Consider the following 17,019-nt stretch of genomic DNA (forward strand, 5'->3'; position numbering starts at 1 on the left):
TCAATCTATATTTACACAAAGCGGTGTGCAGAACCCCGGACGTCACCGCCTCGCGATGACCAAACCCGCCAGCAGGGCGTTGGTGGTGGGCACCATCCTGGCATCGCGAAATCCGCTACGCGCCAGAAGATCGATGATTTCCCGGCCTTCCCGGCAGCGACCCGACCCCATCGCGGCGAAATAAGTGCTGAAATAAATGGCTGCGAGATTGGCGCCCTCGCTGTCGCCGGCCATGGCTTCCGCAACAACAAGCCGGGTCCCAGACGCAAGATGTCGGTGAATGTTTCGAAGAATCGCCAGCACGCGGTCGTCATCATGGTCACAAAGGATGCGGACGAGCGTCACGCAGTCATGACCGGCGGGGATGGCATCGACAGTGAAATCGCCCGGATGCAATGTGCATCGGGTGAGCATGCCGCGTTCCCGCATGTGGCGGGCCGCCAGCCCAGTGACCGCCGGCAGATCGAACAAGGCGAGGTTGACGGACGGATGTCGCTCACTGACAGCGCTCAGAAACGCGCCTTCGCCACCACCAATATCGAGGATGGATCTGTACTGCCCGAAGTCATGCGAGGCGAGAATGCAGTCGGCGAGCATCGCCTGGCTCTCGCGCATCAGCGCCGAGTAAGGGGCAGCCTCATCGTTGCCGATCTTGGCGGGATCATTGTCCCGGACATAGGCCCAGTATTGGCGGAGTTCCGTTTCGCCGCGATCGCCTCGCCAGAAGGCGCCCGCATCAACCAGATCCCGATACAGCATGTCGTGATGCTGGATCATCTCGCGCACGCCGCGATCTGCGGCGACAACGCTGCCCGCATCGGACAGCATCCAGAGATCGGGGCTGGCGCTGATGACGAGATCGAGTCGCCTTGCCTGATCGAGCAGAGCCCGAATGGCTTCGGGCCCCATTCCGCAGCGCGTTGCGATTGCGGTCGTGGACAGCGCCTTGCCATCGAGTGCTTCGAAGATCCCGAGTTGCACACAGGCTGACAGGACCTGTGTGTGCACAAAGCCACTCGTCAGGCGGAAGAGCTGGTTGGCCTTGCGGTTTGCAATCCCGCGCAGGAGAGGAAACCGCGCGACGAAGGCGCGAAAGCGCGGCGATGCGATCTGGCGGTTTCGCCAGAGCCTCGCTTTGATTGCCACAGATCGCAGGATGCCCGGCGTGGGCTGCGCTATGTCCGCTGTCTGAGCGACCGGCGGGCTGGCCTCAAAGCCCCTTCCGCCGACGGTATCCATGGCGTCAGGCCGCGCTGGTTGCAAGCGTCTTCGGCATCAGCCGGGTCGCTTCGTTGCGGATCATGGCGCGGAAGGATTCGGCACCCGGGCAGTCCGGAACGCTGTCGACGGCCTCTGCCACCAGGCGCTTGAGGCGGCCAAGGGCGGCTTCCAGGCCAATGCTTACGACGATGTTGGGCTTGCCATTTCGGCTGTCCTGGCCGGCCGGCTTGCCGGCTTCCGATTGTCCTACGGCATCATAGAGATCGTCCGCGACCTGATAGGCCGCGCCGAGCGCATCTGCCAGAACCAGCCATTCCTGAGGATTGCCGCCCGAGGCGATCGCCCCGGTGGAGACGGCGCCACTGAACAACGAAGCCGTCTTGGCGCGATGATAGGCGGTGATGTTGATCTCCGGTTCGCTCTCCCAGGCCTGTCCGGCAACAAGGCCATAGGGGCTGCCCACCGCATTGGCGATGGTTGCGATCAACGGTGCGGTCAGCAGCGGGGTCTGCTGCGTTTCCCGGGCGACCGTCTCGAAAGCTGCGATGATCAGGCCGTCGCCGACCAGAAGGGCGATCTCCTCGCCGAACTGCGCATGCACGCTGGGTGCGCCGCGCCTTGTCATCGCATTGTCGAAACAGGGCATGTCATCATGCACCAGGGATGCACAATGCAGCAGCTCGATGGCAACGGCAGCGCTGTCTGCGGCAAGAGGTTCGCGGTCGCCGCATGCCGCCGCAACCGCGAGGCAGAGACGGGGCCTGATACGCGCGCCGCCTGGAAACACTGCGTGCCGCAGCGCTTTCGCGAGGAGGGGCGGGCATCCGTTGGCTGTTGCGTAACGCAGGGTGCGCTGCATGCCCGTTTCGATGCGGTCGGGGAAATCCATCAGGCTCGCCTCCGGAGAATGTGCGGTTGTAAATTCTGCACAACTCAATAATGTGTCAATTAAGATTGACACATTGCGACTGTAAGTCAACTGGCCACAGGAGAGGAACGTGCCGGTTTCGCCCGAGGACACAGTAGTGGTGATTGGTGCCGGCATGGCGGGGCTGGCGGCGTCCATCCGGCTTGCCGCTGCTGGACATCGCGTGGTGGTCTGCGAAGCGCAGACCGAGGCCGGTGGCAAGATGCGGCGCGTCGAGGTCGGCGGCCGTGGTTTCGATGCCGGCCCGACTGTGCTGACGATGAAATGGGTGTTCGACGCGCTGTTTGCGGCCGCCGGTCGCTCGATCGACGACGAACTGGTGCTTGCGGCTTCTCCTGTCATCGCCCGCCACTACTGGCAGGGCGGGGCTTGTCTCGATCTTCATGCCGATCTGGAGGAGACCGTTCGCGCTGTCGATGACTTCGCCGGACGGCGCGAGGCCGACGGCTATCGCCGGTTTGCCGCCGACAGCCGTCGCACCTTCGCGGTGTTGAAGGATAGCTTCATCGATGCCTCCCGGCCCAATCCTGTCTCCTTGTCACGGCGGATAGGGCTGGGCCGCCCGGCAGACCTTCTGGCGATCAAGCCCTTTTCGACGCTCTGGTCCGCGCTCGGCAGTTACTTTGCCGATGTCCGGCTTCGCCAGCTTTTCGGGCGTTATGCCACCTATTGCGGCTCGTCTCCCTATCTGTCCCCGGCGACGCTGATGCTTGTCGCGCATGTCGAGCAGGAAGGTGTCTGGACTGTCCAGGGTGGTATTCGCACGCTTGCGGATCGTTTGACTTCGCTTGCGGTCGGGCTCGGGGTCGAGTTCCGCTATGGCGACCCGGTGAGTGAGATCCTGATCGATCCTTCGCGCCGGACCGTTTCTGGCCTGCTCACGCGTGCCGGCCGAAGCCTGGCTGCCCGACAGATCATCTTCAACGGCGACGTTGCCGCCCTTCCGCGTCTGATCGGCGTTACCCCTCCGGATCCAGCAAAGACCCTGCCGCAGCGGTCGCTTTCCGCACTTGTCTCTTGCCGTCTGGCAGAACCTGCGGGGGTGCCCCTCGCGCATCACACGGTCTTCTTTTCAAGCGATTACGAGCGTGAGTTCGCCGCGATCTTCAAGCGCTGCGAGGCGCCAGACGATCCAACCGTCTATCTCTGCGCGCAGGATCGCGATGCGCGCGGTCTGCTGCCGCAGTCCCATGCAGGGCCGGAGCGCATCTATGCCTTGATGAACCTGCTGGCAGACGGCGACCGTCGCCGTTTCAATGAAAGTGAGGTCGGCGCATGTCTGAAGAACATGGAACAGCGGTTGATGCTGAACGGTCTGACGCTCTTGAACGATCCGGCTCCGGCGAACATCACGACACCCGATCGCTTTGCGAGCCTTTATCCGGCGACGGGCGGGGCGCTCTACGGAATGGCCTCGCACGGTTGGATGGCATCTTTCGCTCGGCCGGGATCGCAGGGGCCGGTGCCGGGGCTCTATCTCGCGGGTGGCAGCGTGCATCCGGGACCGGGTCTGCCAATGGCGGCGCTCTCGGGCAAACGTGCAGCAGAGCAGTTGATGGCGGACCGGCCTTTGACCAGGCGGTCGGTGCCGGTGGTTACCACTGGTGGTATGTCGATGGAACGAGCGACTGTGGGCGTTTCGCCTTCACGGTGATCGCGTTCATCGGCTCGGTCTTTTCGCCCTACTATCACTGGTCGGGCCGCAAAATGCCCGAGAACCATGTGGCCTTCAATGTCGCGCTCTACGGGCCTCAGGGGCATGCCTGGGCGATGACCGAGCGCTCGGCCGGCCATCTCAAACGGAACAGCTCGGCGCTGACGATTGGCAGCAGCACCATGCGCTTCGACGGTTCGGAGCTTGCGATTGCCTTCGACGAGGTGTTTCTGCCATGGCCGGGGCAACGCTTTCTACCGAAGCGAATGCGTGGCGAGATTAGGTTGGCGCCCGACTTTCTGGGGCAGCGGGCTTATTCCATTGATGAAGCGGGCGGGCATGTCTGGCAGCCGGTGGCGCCGAGCGGACGGGTCAATATTTCCTGCGATTCATGTCCCGGAGGCGGCTGGTCTGGAGACGGCTATCACGACATGAACTTTGGCGCGCGGCCACTGGAGGCGGACTTTGCCGGTTGGGACTGGGCGCGGGGGACGACGCGCGATGGTCGGACCGTTGTGCTTTACGACTCGCTTTTGGCGAGCGGAACGAACCACCGTTTCGGACTGGTCTATGCCGCCGATGGTGCGGTCTGCACCTTTCAGCCACCTGCGGGGCAGCCGCTGAAGCGCGGCTTCTGGGGCGTCGGCGGGGGAATTGCCTGCGATGACGCAGTCGAGCCGATCTTGCGGAACAGGTTCGAGGATACGCCATTCTATCGACGATCGCTCGTTGAAACCGCCATCTTCGGCGATCGGGTTCGTATGGTGCATGAGACACTCGATTGCCGGCGGCTTGCAATGCCGCTCGTCCGGCTGATGCTTCCCTTCCGGATGCCGCGCAAGGGCTAGCCGGTTTTCAGATCGTCGTCTGGCTGCCGCGGTTCGGTTTCCCGGGCGCGGATTTCGGCCTTCGTTTTCTCCTTCTTCAGGTCGCGCATCTGCCAGACATAGAAAGCGATGGCCAGGCTGAAGACAAAGATCGCTTCGATGATGCCGAAATAGTGCTCAAGCAAGACCTGCCACCTTTGCTCGCGCTGCCTCTCGGCGTTTCAGCGTTTCAAGACGGGCCTCCGCATGAAGCCTGAGCAGAATATCGGTGACCCTACCGACTGTCGTTTCCCCGTCGGTCTCGGGTTCGTGTCTGCGCTCAGAAATTGCGCTCTCCTTGCGCACGCCACTCAGTGTCACCAGCGAATGGGCGACAGGTTCGGTTCCCGCATGGAGGTCTCGCACGGCGGTTGCCGTCCAGCGACTATCCTCATGCCGCGCCTTGAGCAGGAGGCCAAGCTTGGTGGAGAGGCTCGTGGTCGCCCGGTGGTTGACGCTGTCATAACCGTTGGCCGCGATGCCCTGACCGATCGCTTCATACACCAGAGCCGCCGTGCGGATCGCATGCCGGCAGGGTTTCGGCAGGCTCAATATGCCAGCATGGCCGAGCCGGTAATGGCGCGCGGCTTCGTCGAGAAGGCGGTTCACCACGATGCCGAGGGCAGGCGAAAATCTTGGATCGCGCAGGAATGCGTCGGCGTCGATACCCTGCTCCTCAAGCCAGTCGAGGGGCAGATAGAGCCTGCCGTTTCGCGCATCCTCGCCGACGTCCCGGGCGATGTTGGTAAGCTGCATGGCGATGCCCAGATCAGCGGCTCGCGAAAGAGCCGCACGGTCCCTGACGCCCATGACCGAGGCCATCATCAGGCCGACGCTTGCGGCAACACAGGTTGCATAGGCCTTTACGTCGTCGATGGTCGCATGGCGACGTCCGTCAAGATCCATCGCAAAGCCGTCCAGCAGCGCTTCCACGACAGGCTTGGCGATCGCGTGTTCCTGCACGACACGGGCAAAGGCGCGGTCGCAGGCAAAAGGTGCGGGCTTTCCTTCATAGATCAGATCGAGACGCTCCCGCAGGCGCAGCAGCGCCGGCATGCCGCTTCTGATGTCATCAATGAGGTCGTCGGAATGCCGGCAGAAAGCGTAGAGCGCACGGGCGGCCTGACGGGTCTGGCCCGGTAGAAGCAGAGAGGCAAGATGAAAGGACTTCGATCCCCGTCGGATGGCAGCCGAGCAGGCCTTCTGATCCTCGAAATCGCCAGAAAACCCATAATTCAGCAGGATCGGCCGACGAGTGAGCGGACGCGCTAGATGGCCGTCTGGCAGTGTGGTCTCCAAGGCGCTCATGGATGGGCATCCCTTCTTGTTCGTTCCCAGCTGCCGGCAAGCAGGGTGGCAGGATCCGGCACCAGGTCGGCGACGATCCTGGCTGAGGACACGACACCCGGCAGCCCGGCACCAGGATGTGTGCCGGCACCACAGAGGAAGAGATTGTCGAGTTCTTCGCTCTTGTTGTGCGGTCGGAACCAGGCACTCTGGAAGAGCTTTGGTTCAAGGGCGAAGGCTGCGCCCTGCCAGGAGAGAAGCCTGTCCCGGAAATCGAGCGGCGTTGCGATGCGAGAGGTGACGATGTGGCGTGCCAGATCCGGAAGCACTGTTTCCTCCAGCCGACTGGCGATCTTCTGCCGGTAGCGTTCTGCCGTTTCGGTCCAGTCGGTTCCGCTTTCCAGGTTGGGCACGGGGCTTAGAACATAGAAGGCATCGCAGCCGGCAGGGGCCAGAGATGGGTCGCTTGCGGTTGGCCGATGAAGATAAAGGCTGAAATCCTCGGCAAGACGATGATTGCGGAAGATGTCGTCGAGCAGGCCGCGGTAACGAGGCCCAAACAGCATGGTGTGGTGCAGGACATCGTCGTAGCGCCTGTTGGTGCCGAAATACCAGACGAAGAGGCTCATGGAGTAGTCGCCTCTCGAAAGCTTCCGGTCAGTCCAGCGCCGGCGGGGATGGGCTTTCAACAGCCGTCCATAGGTGGTTGCCGGATCGGCGTTGGAGACGATGATGTCCGCAGTAAGCCGCTCGCCGGAGGCTAGCCGCACGCCGGTTGCGCGGCGTCCCTCCGTCTCGATCTCGGTGACCGTCTCCTGCAGCCGGATGCGTCCACCGTTGCGGGTCACAAGCGAGGCAATGCCGCGCACCAGCGCGTTGGTGCCCCCGACCGCGTGGTGCACGCCGTATTTTCCTTCGAGATGGGCAATCAGGCAGTAGAAGGAGGTCGCGGAGAAGGGATTGCCGCCGATCAGCAGAGGGTGAAAGGAAAACAAGGTTCTGAGCTTGTCGCTGCGAAAGTGTTTCGAGACAACCGAATAGACCGATCGGTAACCTCCGAGGCGGACGAGCCCGGCCAGCGTCTTGGCCGTGAAGAGTAGGCTGTGAAAAGGCTTGTGCGCCAGTTGTTCGAAGGCGACTTCATAGATGCGACGGCTCTCATCGAGAAAGCTGCGATAGCCGGCAACGTCGCGCGGTTCGATCCGGGCGATCTGGGCCTCCATCGCGGCGCGGTCACCGGAATAGTCGAACACCGTGCCGTCGTCGTAACGGACCCGGTAGAAGGGGGTGTTCGGCCTGAGCGTCACATCATCGCTCAATTGGCCGCCACAATCCCGCCAGAGGTTTTCGAAGAGCCAGGGCGCGGTGATGATCGTCGGACCGGCATCGAAGGTGAAGCCGTCCTGGCGATGGGCATAGGCACGGCCGCCTAGGTCGTCCAAGGGGTCGAGGATCGTAACGCGGTAGCCCTTCGCGCCGAGCAGGGCACCCGTTGCGAGCCCGCCGACGCCGGCGCCAATGACGACGGCATGCGGCCGGTTGTCGACAGGCTTTGGTTTCGGTCTCGGAAAGCGGCCGGCGATGTTCATGCTGCGTCCGCTCCGTCGGGCCTCTGGTTTCCAATGGCCTCGTCGAGCCAGCCTACGACTTCGTCGGCACGGCATTCGTGCAGCAGGTGACCACCGCGATCGGTCAGAACCAGACGGCTGCCCGCCGCTTGCCTTGCCGCATGGGCGGAGTTCTCGATCGGCACCATGGGATCGTCCTTCGCCGCGATCAGCGTCATGGGGAAGGGCAGGCGTTGCAGGGTGGCATCGAAGCGTGACAAATCCCAGGCAGCCATCATGCCAAGCGCACCACGCACATGGGCGGGCGAGGCGAGCAGCATGCGGTAGATCGCCCCGCCTTGCTCGTCAATCGGGGAACCGGTGGCGGTGAGCAGGTTGCCGCCAAGCGGCGTCATCCGCGACATCAGCGAGAACATCGATGCGGAAAAGGGATTGGCGAAGAGCGCCTTGGCGAGGGGGGAAAAGAGCGCGTTGCCCCGGATCGGCAAGAATGCGCCGTTGATGCCGACTACATGACGCGGCACGGCCGAGGCCTTGCTTGCCGCAAGCTCCACGGCAATGGCTGCACCAGCCGAGTGTCCCAGGATCACCGCCGGGCAGCGGTCGAGTTGGGAGAGCAGTTCGGTGAGGGCCTGCACCATGCCTGGAAGCGAGAGATCGGCCTCGGCACGCGGACGGCTAAATCCGTGGCCTGGCAGGTCGGGCGCCACGACGCGGAAGCGGGTCGAGAGCAGTGGCAGGATATGGCGCCAGGAGTGAGACGCAGCACCCGTGCCATGCAGCAGCAGGATGACGGTGGCATCTTCCGGTCCGGAGATCTGGACGTGCCAGTCGCCGGAGGTCGTCTTCAAAAACCGGCTCGCGCTGCGGTTCGGCCAATGAAGGCCATCGGTCGCCCAGTCCAGTCGATCGCGTCCGAGGCTCATGCGCGGGCCTCCTGCATGGACCGGTCGACCAGATTCGACACCCGGCCGGCATCAGCCTTTCGCAACACATGCAGGTCTGCCCCGAGCATGGTCGCAAGGTTGGTCACGCTTTCGCGCGGGCGCCGGGCGATGTCGATGCAGATCGTCTTGATATCCCTGGCTTTGCAAGTGGTGGCAAGCCGGGTGAGCTCTTCGGCGGCGAGTGCCCGATCGGGCGTTCCGTCGAGTGCAATGTTGCCGCTTCCGTCGGTGAGCAGGACGAGCACCGGACTGCTGCCTCGGCGCTCGACGGAGAGTGCGAGTTCCATCGCTGCCTTGAGGCCCGCAGCAAGCGGTGTCGGGCCGCCGCCCGGAAGACCGGCGAGTTTGCGTTTGGCAGCGGTCAGCGATCGTGTGGGTGGCAACAGGAGCTCGGCGCCTTTGCCCCTGAAGGCGATGAGGGCGACTTCATCACGGCGGACATAGCAGCGCGTCAGAAGATGTTCAATCGCGCCCTTGGTCTCGCCCAGCCGTTCAAGCGCCGTTGACCCGGACGCGTCGACGACGAAAATCGCGGTCGACGGAGCGGCATGGCGAAGGCGGACATAACGGAAATCGTCACGGGTGACGAAGGCGCGTGGCGCTCTGACTTCCACCAAGGGGGAACTGCTGGCAGCGCTGACGGCCTGGCGTTGTGCTGCGCGGATCCGCTGAAATGGGGCTGCGGCGCGCAATGTGGCGATGATATCGGGCCGCGCCTCCGGGTGAGGAGGAGCAAGCCCGATGCCGAAGGGACGGCCCCGGCGGGCATTCTTGCGCAGGCCGCCGGATTTTCCAGCAGTGCCAGCGCTGCGTGTGGGTCTCTGGGCGATGGATAGCCAGGGATCGGCCGAAAGCGCCCCGGCCTGGATGGCTGAGAGCATGTCCGTCAGTGCGTCCAGCTGGGTCGATTTCCCTGTTTCCGTATTCTGATCTATGTTCCCCGAGTGGTTTGAGGCCGCGATGTCGCCCGGCTGATCCAGTTGAGGAGGAGGGTCCGACGATGGATCTTCTGGTTCGGTTGACGCCGGTTCGGCTGGCGGTGCGAGACGTAAGCCAAGGCAAAGGCGAAGGGCGGTCAGCGCGTCGCGCTCTTCGACGGAACTGCGCCCGTCGCAGCAAGCGAGCAGGCGCGCTGTGCGTGCGAGATGCGTGAGCATACGCGACGAGCGATGCCCGGCGAGATGGGTAAGCGAGGCAAGACCCTTAAGAATCTTGTCGTCTATGGTGACATCGCGCCAATCTGCTGCAGGCGCGGTGGTGGCCTCGTCCGGTGCGGGCATATCGCTCACGTGATGCCAGCCGATACCGTCGAGATCGATGCGCAGCGCCAGACGATCCGCGATTCCACCGGAAAGAGGTGCCTCGTCATCGAGTGATTCATCCAGGGCGATCAGCAGGAAGCCTTTGGTCGCCGATTGATCCATCGCGTTGGCCACCATGGCGGCGAGCGAGGCATCGAGCCGTTCGGCCATCGGTATTATCAGCACGCCGCCCTCTGCCCGGGCCAGAAGGCCTTTTTGCCTGACAAGGCTGCCTTTGGCAGCGGTTGCCGCAATATCCACACCGCCGACGAGATTGGTCGCTGAGGTTCCGGGCGGCAGGCGGGTGACGTGGGTGCCCAGGCGCTCCAGGAGCCGCGACAGAAAGAGATCGCGCACGCCTCCCGATCTGGCCTTGAGCCAGAGACCGCCGATGCCAGCACCACCGATCCGAAGGAGTTCGATTGCCAGCCACGCATCCGCCCAGAGTTCTGCACCCCGCTGATCGAGGGCCTTGTCATAGGCATCGTGGGGGCCGAGTTCAGCCATGGGCGTGACGGTCGCTGTTGGTGTCGCTGATGGTTGCCAGCGCGCGTTCGACCCTCGGTGTCGAACCGGCATCGTCGAGCGGATCGCGGCGCAGGCGATGGCAAAGCACCATCGGCGCGATCTCGGCGACATCGTCCCAGGTGACGAACAAACGTCCGGCGAGCGCCGCGGCAGCCCGGCTGGCGCGCATCAGGGTGAGTTCGCCGCGCATGCCGTCTATGCCAAGCCGCAGACAGAGTTGCGACATGCGCATCACAACGGAATCGGGGATCTCGACCTGGCGAAGGATTTTTCGGGCAGCGACCACGCGGCGGCCTACGGCGCCATCGCGCTTGGCCCAAAGCTTGCCGAAGGCGACAGGATCCGTCTCATAGGCATCCCGGCGCCGGATCACCTCGATCCGCTGATCGAGGTCGTCGATGGTGCGGACATCGACCGACAGCCCGAAGCGATCGAGCAATTGTGGGCGGAGATCCCCTTCTTCCGGATTGCCGCTGCCGACAAGGACGAAGCGGGCGGCATGGCGGATGCTCAAGCCCTCGCGCTCGACGACGTTGACGCCGGAGGCGGACGCGTCGAGCAGGAGATCGATCAGATGATCCTCCAGGAGGTTGATCTCGTCGATATACAGGAAGCCCCTGTTGGCTGTAGCGAGCAGACCCGGCTCGAAGTGCTTCTCGCCGGCGACCAGCGCCTTCTCGATATCGAGCGAGCCGCAAACGCGATCTTCCGTGGCACCCAGCGGCAGGTCGATCATCGGAGCGCGGCGCTTGACGACCGCGGGCGGCTTCAAGCCAGCCGCCGGATTGCAGACGGGACAGGCCGGCTGCGGTTCGGCGGGATGGCAATTGTAGCGGCAACCACTGCGGGTTTCGATCGCCGGCAGAAGCTCGGTCAGAGCCCTTACGGCCGTCGATTTTCCCGTGCCACGGTCGCCGAAAATGAGGACGCCACCAAGCAGGGGCTCGACAGCCGCCATCAGGAGCGCCTTCTTCATGTCTTCCTGGGCGACGATGGCGGCGAATGGAAATGGTTGGGCCATGGGTCCCGCCTCAGCTTGAGTGTAAAATTTAGTTTACACTTTTCAGCGTCGGTTTGAAGAGGATTTTCGAGGGAATCGCCACATCCAGCAGAATGGCCAAACTGCATCAGTTGAAGCTTCCGGCGTTGAACCGCCCCGGCAGGGGGACAGGAAGCCTTCCGGCAAAGCTTGACCTTCCGTCTTCACGCGACACATGGGATGCATGAACGAACCGATCAACATCGACCCAGCTTACCTCACCGACCGCCTGAAGGATCTGCTCGCGGTCGCAAGCCCAACCGGATTTACCGACGAAGCGGTGCGTTATACGGCGCGGGAACTCGAAAAACTCGGGCTTGACGTCATGCTGACGCGGCGCGGCGCTATCAGGGCGCTGAGACCAGGCGCGGCGCGGCGGCCTGCGCGCGGAATCGTATCGCATCTCGATACGCTGGGCGCACAGGTGAAGGCGCTCAAGGACAACGGGCGGATGGAACTGGTGTCGATCGGCCACTGGTCGGCGCGGTTCGCCGAAGGGGCCCGTGTCTCGATCTTTTCCTCCAAGGGCATCTATCGCGGGACGATCCTGCCGCTCAAAGCCTCCGGGCACACGTTCAACGAGGAGGTCGACACGCAGCCGACCGGCTGGCCACATGTCGAATTGCGGGTCGATGCCCTTTCGCGCCATTGCCATGACCTCCTTCAGCTCGGCATCGATGTGGGTGACATCGTTGCGGTGGACCCGCAGCCGGAATTTCTCGAAAACGGGTTTATCGTGTCACGTCACCTCGACGACAAGGCGGGGGTGGCGATCATGCTGGCAGCGCTCGAGGCCATGCAGCGTCAGGAGGTTGCAACGCCTGTTGACACCTATTGGCTCTTCACCATTGGCGAGGAGGTGGGCGTCGGTGCGTCTGCAGCCCTTGTACCCGAGATCGCCTCCTTGGTCGCGGTCGACAACGGCACAACTGCGCCGGGACAGGCTTCGCAGGAATTTGGCGTGACACTCGCGATGGCCGACCAGACGGGCCCGTTTGACTATCACCTGTCGAAGAAGCTGCACCAGATTTGCCTTGATCAGGGCATTCCGGTGCAAAAGGACGTCTTTCGCTATTATCGCTCCGACGCGGCCTCCGCCGTCGAGGCCGGACACGACGTGCGCACCGCGCTCATCACTTTCGGCGTTGATGCCTCACACGGCTACGAGCGCATCCATCTGCATGCCCTGATGTCGAACGCAAAACTGGTGGTGCATTACGCGATGAGCGAAGTGCAGATCGGGCGGGATGCCGAAGAGATCTCCGGCCTGCGCGGGTTTACGCACCAGACGGTCGCTAAGGCGGAACAAGACCTCGAAGCGACCCAGGAGATCGATCCATCGACCGGTGGCCGAGGCTGAGCGGAAACTCTAGGGCCTCTGCGCACCCGTTGTCGTCGTGTAGATAGAATAGAGCGACTTGGTCGCCGTGATGAACAGGCGATTGCGGCGGGGACCGCCAAAGGTGAGGTTGGCAACGACCTGCGGCACCAGGATCTTGCCAAGCAGGATGCCTTCCGGCGAGAAGCAGTGCACGCCATCCGCCGCGCTGGACCAGAGATTGCCGGCGATGTCCACGCGGATGCCATCCGGAATGCCCTTGTCGATCGTCGCGAAAGTGCGAGCTCCCGACAGCGATTGCCCGTCTTCCGTAACCTCGTAAACGAGGATCTGGCGCGGTGCTTCCGGGGCGTGGCTTGCGCCGGAATCGGCGACATAAAGACGGCGCTCGTCGGGAGAGAAGGCCAGACCATTGGGCTGCAGGCAGTCATGGGCCATGATCGAGAGCGAACCTGTCGCCGGGTCTAGCCGCCAGATGTTGCGGCTTTCCTGTTCCTCATCGGCCTTGTAGCCCTCGTAATCCGACAGAATTCCGTAGGATGGATCGCTGAACCAGACGCTTCCATCCGAACGCACGATGACATCGTTGGGCGAATTCAGTCGTTTGCCGTCATGCCTGTCGGCAAGCACCGTGATGGTGCCGTCCACCTCGGTGCGGGTGACCCGGCGCAGGCCATGTTCGCAGGAGACGAGACGTCCCTGGCGGTCGCGCGTATGGCCATTGGCAAAATTGGACGCGCTGCGAAAGACCGAGACACCGCCGCCTTCGACCCAGCGCAGGATGCGCTGGTTGGGAATGTCGGAGAACAGGAGGTGACCGGCGTCGTCGAACCAGACCGGACCCTCCGCCCAGCGGCAATCCGAATAGAGTTCCTCGAGTGCCGCGCTGCTGACAACGAGATCGCGAAACCGCGGATCATGGATCTCATAGAAGGGGTTGTCCGACATGGGTTTGTCCTGCGGGTTCTATCGTTTGTCGAGCGGACGGGCGCTCGGTAGCATGATGACGGCAATGATGATGAGGCCGGTAAGGATCAGGCGGATACCCGCTCCAAATCCATAGGTGTTGAGCATCGACACGACGAGGAACATGAAGAGCGAGGCGCCCCAAATGCCCGGCACGTTGGAATTGCCGCCGGCGACGGCGGTGCCACCGATAACCACGACCGCAATCGACATCAGCAGATATTCCGAGCCCATGTTGAGGGCGGCCCCGCCCGAGAAACTGGCCAGAAGGTAACCGCAGATGGCCGCCAAGACGGCGCAGAGCACATATGTGACGAGCCGTGTTCCGTCGATCGGGATGCCGGTCATCCGGGCGGCCCTGATGCTCTGGCCGATGGCGGCGATCCAGCGGCCGTAGACGGTCTTGTTCAGTACGAACCAGACGATGAGCGACAACACCAAGGCGACGATGGCGACATTGGGAATGCCAAGAGTCGACGTCGTGGTGAAGTCGGCCAAAGCTGCCGGCGGTTTGATGCGCAATCCGCGATTGGTCCAGATTGCCGTCGACTGGATGATGAAGCTCATCGACAGTGTCGCGATGATCGGCGGGATGCGCAGCAGCTTGATCAGGGCGTAATTGCCGATCCCGATGGCGACGCCGATCGCGATCGCGATCAGAAGGCCGATCAGGATCGTACCATTGTCGACATTCATCACCTTCAAGGCGACCGTACCGGCAAGTGTCATGTTGGCGGGTACCGAGAGATCGATGTTGCCGGGCCCCAGCGTGATAACCAGCATCTGGCCGAGGCCAACGAGGATCGAGAAGGCGGCGAAGGTCAGGGCCGCCTGGGCGAGCCCGAGCGTGCTGGCCCCGCCGGTGAACAGAACCGTGGTGATGAAGACGACGGCGGTCGCGACGAAGGACCAGATCCAGGGACGTTTCAGCAAAGAGGTCACGACTTCGCCCTCCGGCCTTCGAAACGGTTGAGGGCAAGTCTCAAGGTCAGGACCACGATCAGGATCGCGCCTTGCGCGCCAATCTGCCAATCCGGCGATATCCTGAGAAAGGACAGGAACGACCCCGCCAGCGTCAGCGTCAGAGCGCCGATGACGGCCCCGATCGGAGAGACGCGACCGCCGACAAATTCTCCGCCGCCGAGAATGACGCCGGCGATCGACAGCAGCGTGTAACGAAGCGCGATATTGGCGTCCGCCGAAGTCGTCAGGCCCACCAGGGCGATACCCGACATGACCGCAAACAGGCCAGCCAGCGCGTAGATCGAGGCGCGAGCGGCGATGATCGACCAGCCGGCGCGCTCGACCGAGCGTGCATTGCCACCGACGCCACGCAGGACGACGCCGAAGGACGATCGCATGATGAGAAAGTGACTGACGGCGGCGATCAGGACGCTTGCCACGATGGCCATCGGAACCAGCGGTGGGCGCGATGTCATGATGGCGCGGATCCAGTTCGGTGCCGATCCTCCAGGCGCCGGCAGGATGAGTACGGCCAGTCCACCCCAGACGAAACTCATACCGAGTGTGACGACGATCGAGGGCAGGTCCCGCACATGGATGAGGACCCCGATCACCGCATAGACGCCAATGGCACCGGCAAGGATCGCGATGCCGAGCAGTGGCGTGTCGTTGAGAAATGTCGCCGCAACACAGGCTGCGAAGCTGACGAAGGTGCCCATCGAAAGGTCGAGGTCGTTGATCGTCATGACCAGCATCTGGGCAATAGTGGCGAGCGCGATCGGGACGGCCAGATTGAAGAGCAGGTTGAGGCCCGTATAGCTCATGGCGCGGGGCTGAAGATAGAAGACGGCAGCCAGCAGCACGGCCAGCGACAGGGCAGGGATCAACAGTCGGATGCTGTCGGCAGAAAGGTTGACCTTCATGCCGCGGCCTCCTTGAAGGATGCAGACAAGATGTTTTCCTCCGCGACGTCATCGCCGGAAAGCTCCGCGACAATGGCGCCATTGTTGAAGACATAGACCCGATCGCAGAGGCAGACCTCGTCCATCTCCGTCGAGTACCAGATGAAGGTTCGGCCGTTCGCCGCTTCGCTTCTCAAGATTCCGTAGACTTCCTGCTTCGTGCCGAAGTCGACGCCGCGCATGGGGTCGTCCATCAGCACCACGGGGGCACGGCTGGCCAGGGCGCGGGCAAAGAGCACTTTCTGCTGATTGCCGCCGGAGAGCGACAGGATGCCGTGCTCCATGTCCGGAGTGCGGATGCCGATGCGTTCCCTCCAGGACTGGCCGAGTGCCTCTTCCTGCTCCTCATCGAGCCGACCGAGTCGGGACAGGTCGGGGAGCACGCCGATGCTGAAATTTTTCAGGATGCTCCACAGCGTGAAGGTACCATTGACAGCGCGGTCGCCTGCGACGAAAGCGACTGCCGGATCGGCCGGTCGGAGCCAGTTACCGCTTCGGGTATTGAAGAGATCGATCAACATCTCGGTCTGGCCATGGCCGCCGAGCCCGGCAAAGCCAATGATCTCGCCACGATGGGCCTTGAAGGGCAGTCCGATCCCACGCGCTGGCCGTGCCGTTAGCACGGGTACGCCGGACTGCGCGGCCGCCAATTCGCGCGCCTGTCTTGCCTTGACCACGCTGCCCATGGCCTCGATGAGGCCGTGCTCCGAGAAGTCGGCTGCAGCGCGTTCGGCAACCACTTTCCCGTCCTTCATCACCACGATGCGGCTGGCGATCGACAGGATTTCGCTGAGGATATGGGAGATGAAGACGACCGCGCCGCCGGCATCGACGAAGCGGCGCACATAGGCGAGCAACTGCTCGGCAAGCCGCGCATCCAGCGATGAGGTGGGTTCGTCGAGGATGACGAGGCGAACCGGATTGCCGATCTCGCAGAATGTAATCGCGATCTCGACCATCTGCCGTTCGGCGATGGTCAGGTTGCCGACCTGCTCTGAGGCCTCGATCGAATGCCCAGGAAAGATTTCATCCAGTTTTTTGGCGATGATCTGGGCACCGCGCGAACGCCAGCCCCAACCCGCAAGGCCGCGATGCATGACGCGGGTATTTTCGACAACCGTGAGGTTGGGGCAGAGCGACAATTCCTGGAAGACGCAACGGATCCCGGCTTCACGGGCAGCCTTGATGCCCTGACCGCTGGTGCCGCCAAAGGCGACGGATCCCTGATGCGGGCTAAGCCCGCCATTGATGACATTGACGATGGTGGATTTGCCGGCGCCATTGTGGCCGACGAGCCCGATGCACTCACCGGCCCGTATTGTGAGGGTGACCCCATCGAGGGCCCGGACCGCCCCGTAATGCACTTTGGCATCCGTGACACTGACGACGGCTGTCGCTGCCTCGCTCGCATTCATGTCATTCATCCCATTCGCAGTCGCTTGGCTACCCT

15 protein-coding genes are annotated in these 17,019 nt (G+C 63.1%); 3 read left to right on the plus strand and 12 right to left on the minus strand.

Annotation, left to right across the window (positions count from 1 at the left end; genetic code table 11):
* Positions 1 to 42: 42 nt before the first annotated feature.
* Both DFO46_RS21080 and DFO46_RS21085 read right to left on the minus strand, forming a co-directional pair.
* Positions 43 to 1,146: an acetylserotonin O-methyltransferase gene (locus tag DFO46_RS21080; protein ID WP_245422671.1), complete on the minus strand. Its 1,104-nt coding sequence runs from the start codon at positions 1,144 to 1,146 to the stop codon at positions 43 to 45.
* Positions 1,147 to 1,243: 97 nt separating this feature from the next.
* A complete protein-coding gene (locus tag DFO46_RS21085) occupies positions 1,244 to 2,110 on the minus strand; it encodes a polyprenyl synthetase family protein (RefSeq protein WP_110792904.1) in 867 nt (288 codons plus the stop codon).
* Between the two features lie 109 nt (positions 2,111 to 2,219).
* Between DFO46_RS21085 and crtD the strand changes: the two genes are divergently transcribed.
* Both crtD and DFO46_RS21095 read left to right on the plus strand, forming a co-directional pair.
* Entirely contained in the window at positions 2,220 to 3,803 is a 1,584-nt protein-coding gene (crtD, locus tag DFO46_RS21090; protein ID WP_120278944.1) for a 1-hydroxycarotenoid 3,4-desaturase CrtD, read from the plus strand.
* Complete coding sequence (locus tag DFO46_RS21095; protein WP_120278945.1) at positions 3,800 to 4,651, plus strand: carotenoid 1,2-hydratase; 852 nt, start codon at positions 3,800 to 3,802, stop codon at positions 4,649 to 4,651. The genes crtD and DFO46_RS21095 overlap by 4 nt, the downstream gene beginning before the upstream one ends.
* On the opposite strand, the gene DFO46_RS23980 is transcribed toward DFO46_RS21095, so the two are convergent.
* From DFO46_RS23980 to bchI, 6 genes are read right to left on the minus strand one after another with little or no spacing between them, the layout of a single operon-like run.
* On the minus strand, positions 4,648 to 4,815 hold the full coding sequence (locus tag DFO46_RS23980; RefSeq protein WP_183041982.1) for a hypothetical protein: 168 nt from the start codon (positions 4,813 to 4,815) through the stop codon (positions 4,648 to 4,650). The two genes, DFO46_RS21095 and DFO46_RS23980, sit on opposite strands and share 4 nt — an antisense overlap.
* Positions 4,808 to 5,977 (minus strand): phytoene/squalene synthase family protein, encoded by a 1,170-nt coding sequence (locus DFO46_RS21100; protein WP_120278946.1) that lies wholly within the window; start codon positions 5,975 to 5,977, stop codon positions 4,808 to 4,810. The genes DFO46_RS23980 and DFO46_RS21100 overlap by 8 nt, the downstream gene beginning before the upstream one ends.
* Entirely contained in the window at positions 5,974 to 7,545 is a 1,572-nt protein-coding gene (locus DFO46_RS21105) for a phytoene desaturase (protein ID WP_120278947.1), read from the minus strand. The genes DFO46_RS21100 and DFO46_RS21105 overlap by 4 nt, the downstream gene beginning before the upstream one ends.
* Positions 7,542 to 8,450 carry an alpha/beta fold hydrolase BchO gene (bchO, locus tag DFO46_RS21110; protein ID WP_120278948.1) on the minus strand — a complete coding sequence of 303 codons (909 nt, stop codon included), beginning with the start codon at positions 8,448 to 8,450 and terminating at the stop codon, positions 7,542 to 7,544. The genes DFO46_RS21105 and bchO overlap by 4 nt, the downstream gene beginning before the upstream one ends.
* Positions 8,447 to 10,279, minus strand: coding sequence for a VWA domain-containing protein (locus tag DFO46_RS21115; protein ID WP_183041983.1), 1,833 nt, complete (start codon positions 10,277 to 10,279; stop codon positions 8,447 to 8,449). Before DFO46_RS21115 ends, bchO begins: the two co-directional genes overlap by 4 nt.
* Positions 10,272 to 11,321, minus strand: a complete 1,050-nt coding sequence (gene bchI, locus DFO46_RS21120; RefSeq protein WP_120278950.1) for a magnesium chelatase ATPase subunit I — start codon at positions 11,319 to 11,321, stop codon at positions 10,272 to 10,274. Before bchI ends, DFO46_RS21115 begins: the two co-directional genes overlap by 8 nt.
* Positions 11,322 to 11,523: 202 nt before the next feature.
* Between bchI and DFO46_RS21125 the strand changes: the two genes are divergently transcribed.
* On the plus strand, positions 11,524 to 12,699 hold the full coding sequence (locus tag DFO46_RS21125; RefSeq protein ID WP_120278988.1) for an osmoprotectant NAGGN system M42 family peptidase: 1,176 nt from the start codon (positions 11,524 to 11,526) through the stop codon (positions 12,697 to 12,699).
* A gap of 9 nt (positions 12,700 to 12,708) precedes the next feature.
* Here DFO46_RS21125 and DFO46_RS21130 read toward each other — a convergent pair whose 3' ends face one another.
* Genes DFO46_RS21130 through DFO46_RS21145 form a run of 4 tightly spaced genes read right to left on the minus strand, consistent with a single transcriptional unit; the run spans position 12,709 to position 16,984 of the window.
* A complete protein-coding gene (locus tag DFO46_RS21130; protein ID WP_120278951.1) occupies positions 12,709 to 13,626 on the minus strand; it encodes an SMP-30/gluconolactonase/LRE family protein in 918 nt (305 codons plus the stop codon).
* An 18-nt stretch (positions 13,627 to 13,644) separates the two neighbouring features.
* Positions 13,645 to 14,586, minus strand: a complete 942-nt coding sequence (locus DFO46_RS21135) for an ABC transporter permease (RefSeq protein WP_120278952.1) — start codon at positions 14,584 to 14,586, stop codon at positions 13,645 to 13,647.
* A complete protein-coding gene (locus DFO46_RS21140; protein WP_120278953.1) occupies positions 14,583 to 15,530 on the minus strand; it encodes an ABC transporter permease in 948 nt (315 codons plus the stop codon). The genes DFO46_RS21135 and DFO46_RS21140 overlap by 4 nt, the downstream gene beginning before the upstream one ends.
* Positions 15,527 to 16,984 carry a sugar ABC transporter ATP-binding protein gene (locus tag DFO46_RS21145; protein ID WP_120278989.1) on the minus strand — a complete coding sequence of 486 codons (1,458 nt, stop codon included), beginning with the start codon at positions 16,982 to 16,984 and terminating at the stop codon, positions 15,527 to 15,529. The genes DFO46_RS21140 and DFO46_RS21145 overlap by 4 nt, the downstream gene beginning before the upstream one ends.
* Positions 16,985 to 17,019 lie beyond the last annotated feature (35 nt).

This window comes from Rhizobium sp. AG855 (assembly GCF_003610655.1).
Classification (GTDB): domain Bacteria; phylum Pseudomonadota; class Alphaproteobacteria; order Rhizobiales; family Rhizobiaceae; genus Allorhizobium; species Allorhizobium wuzhouense.

Coding starts and splice junctions, on each gene's coding strand:
- DFO46_RS21085 (WP_110792904.1), bottom strand. CDS start 2,110: ATGGATTTCCCCGACCGCATCGAAACGGGCATGCAGCGCACCCTGCGT.
- DFO46_RS21100 (WP_120278946.1), bottom strand. CDS start 5,977: ATGAGCGCCTTGGAGACCACACTGCCAGACGGCCATCTAGCGCGTCCG.
- DFO46_RS21105 (WP_120278947.1), bottom strand. CDS start 7,545: ATGAACATCGCCGGCCGCTTTCCGAGACCGAAACCAAAGCCTGTCGAC.
- bchO (WP_120278948.1), bottom strand. CDS start 8,450: ATGAGCCTCGGACGCGATCGACTGGACTGGGCGACCGATGGCCTTCAT.
- DFO46_RS21115 (WP_183041983.1), bottom strand. CDS start 10,279: ATGGCTGAACTCGGCCCCCACGATGCCTATGACAAGGCCCTCGATCAG.
- bchI (WP_120278950.1), bottom strand. CDS start 11,321: ATGGCCCAACCATTTCCATTCGCCGCCATCGTCGCCCAGGAAGACATG.
- DFO46_RS21125 (WP_120278988.1), top strand. CDS start 11,524: ATGAACGAACCGATCAACATCGACCCAGCTTACCTCACCGACCGCCTG.
- DFO46_RS21130 (WP_120278951.1), bottom strand. CDS start 13,626: ATGTCGGACAACCCCTTCTATGAGATCCATGATCCGCGGTTTCGCGAT.
- DFO46_RS21140 (WP_120278953.1), bottom strand. CDS start 15,530: ATGAAGGTCAACCTTTCTGCCGACAGCATCCGACTGTTGATCCCTGCC.
- DFO46_RS21145 (WP_120278989.1), bottom strand. CDS start 16,984: ATGAATGCGAGCGAGGCAGCGACAGCCGTCGTCAGTGTCACGGATGCC.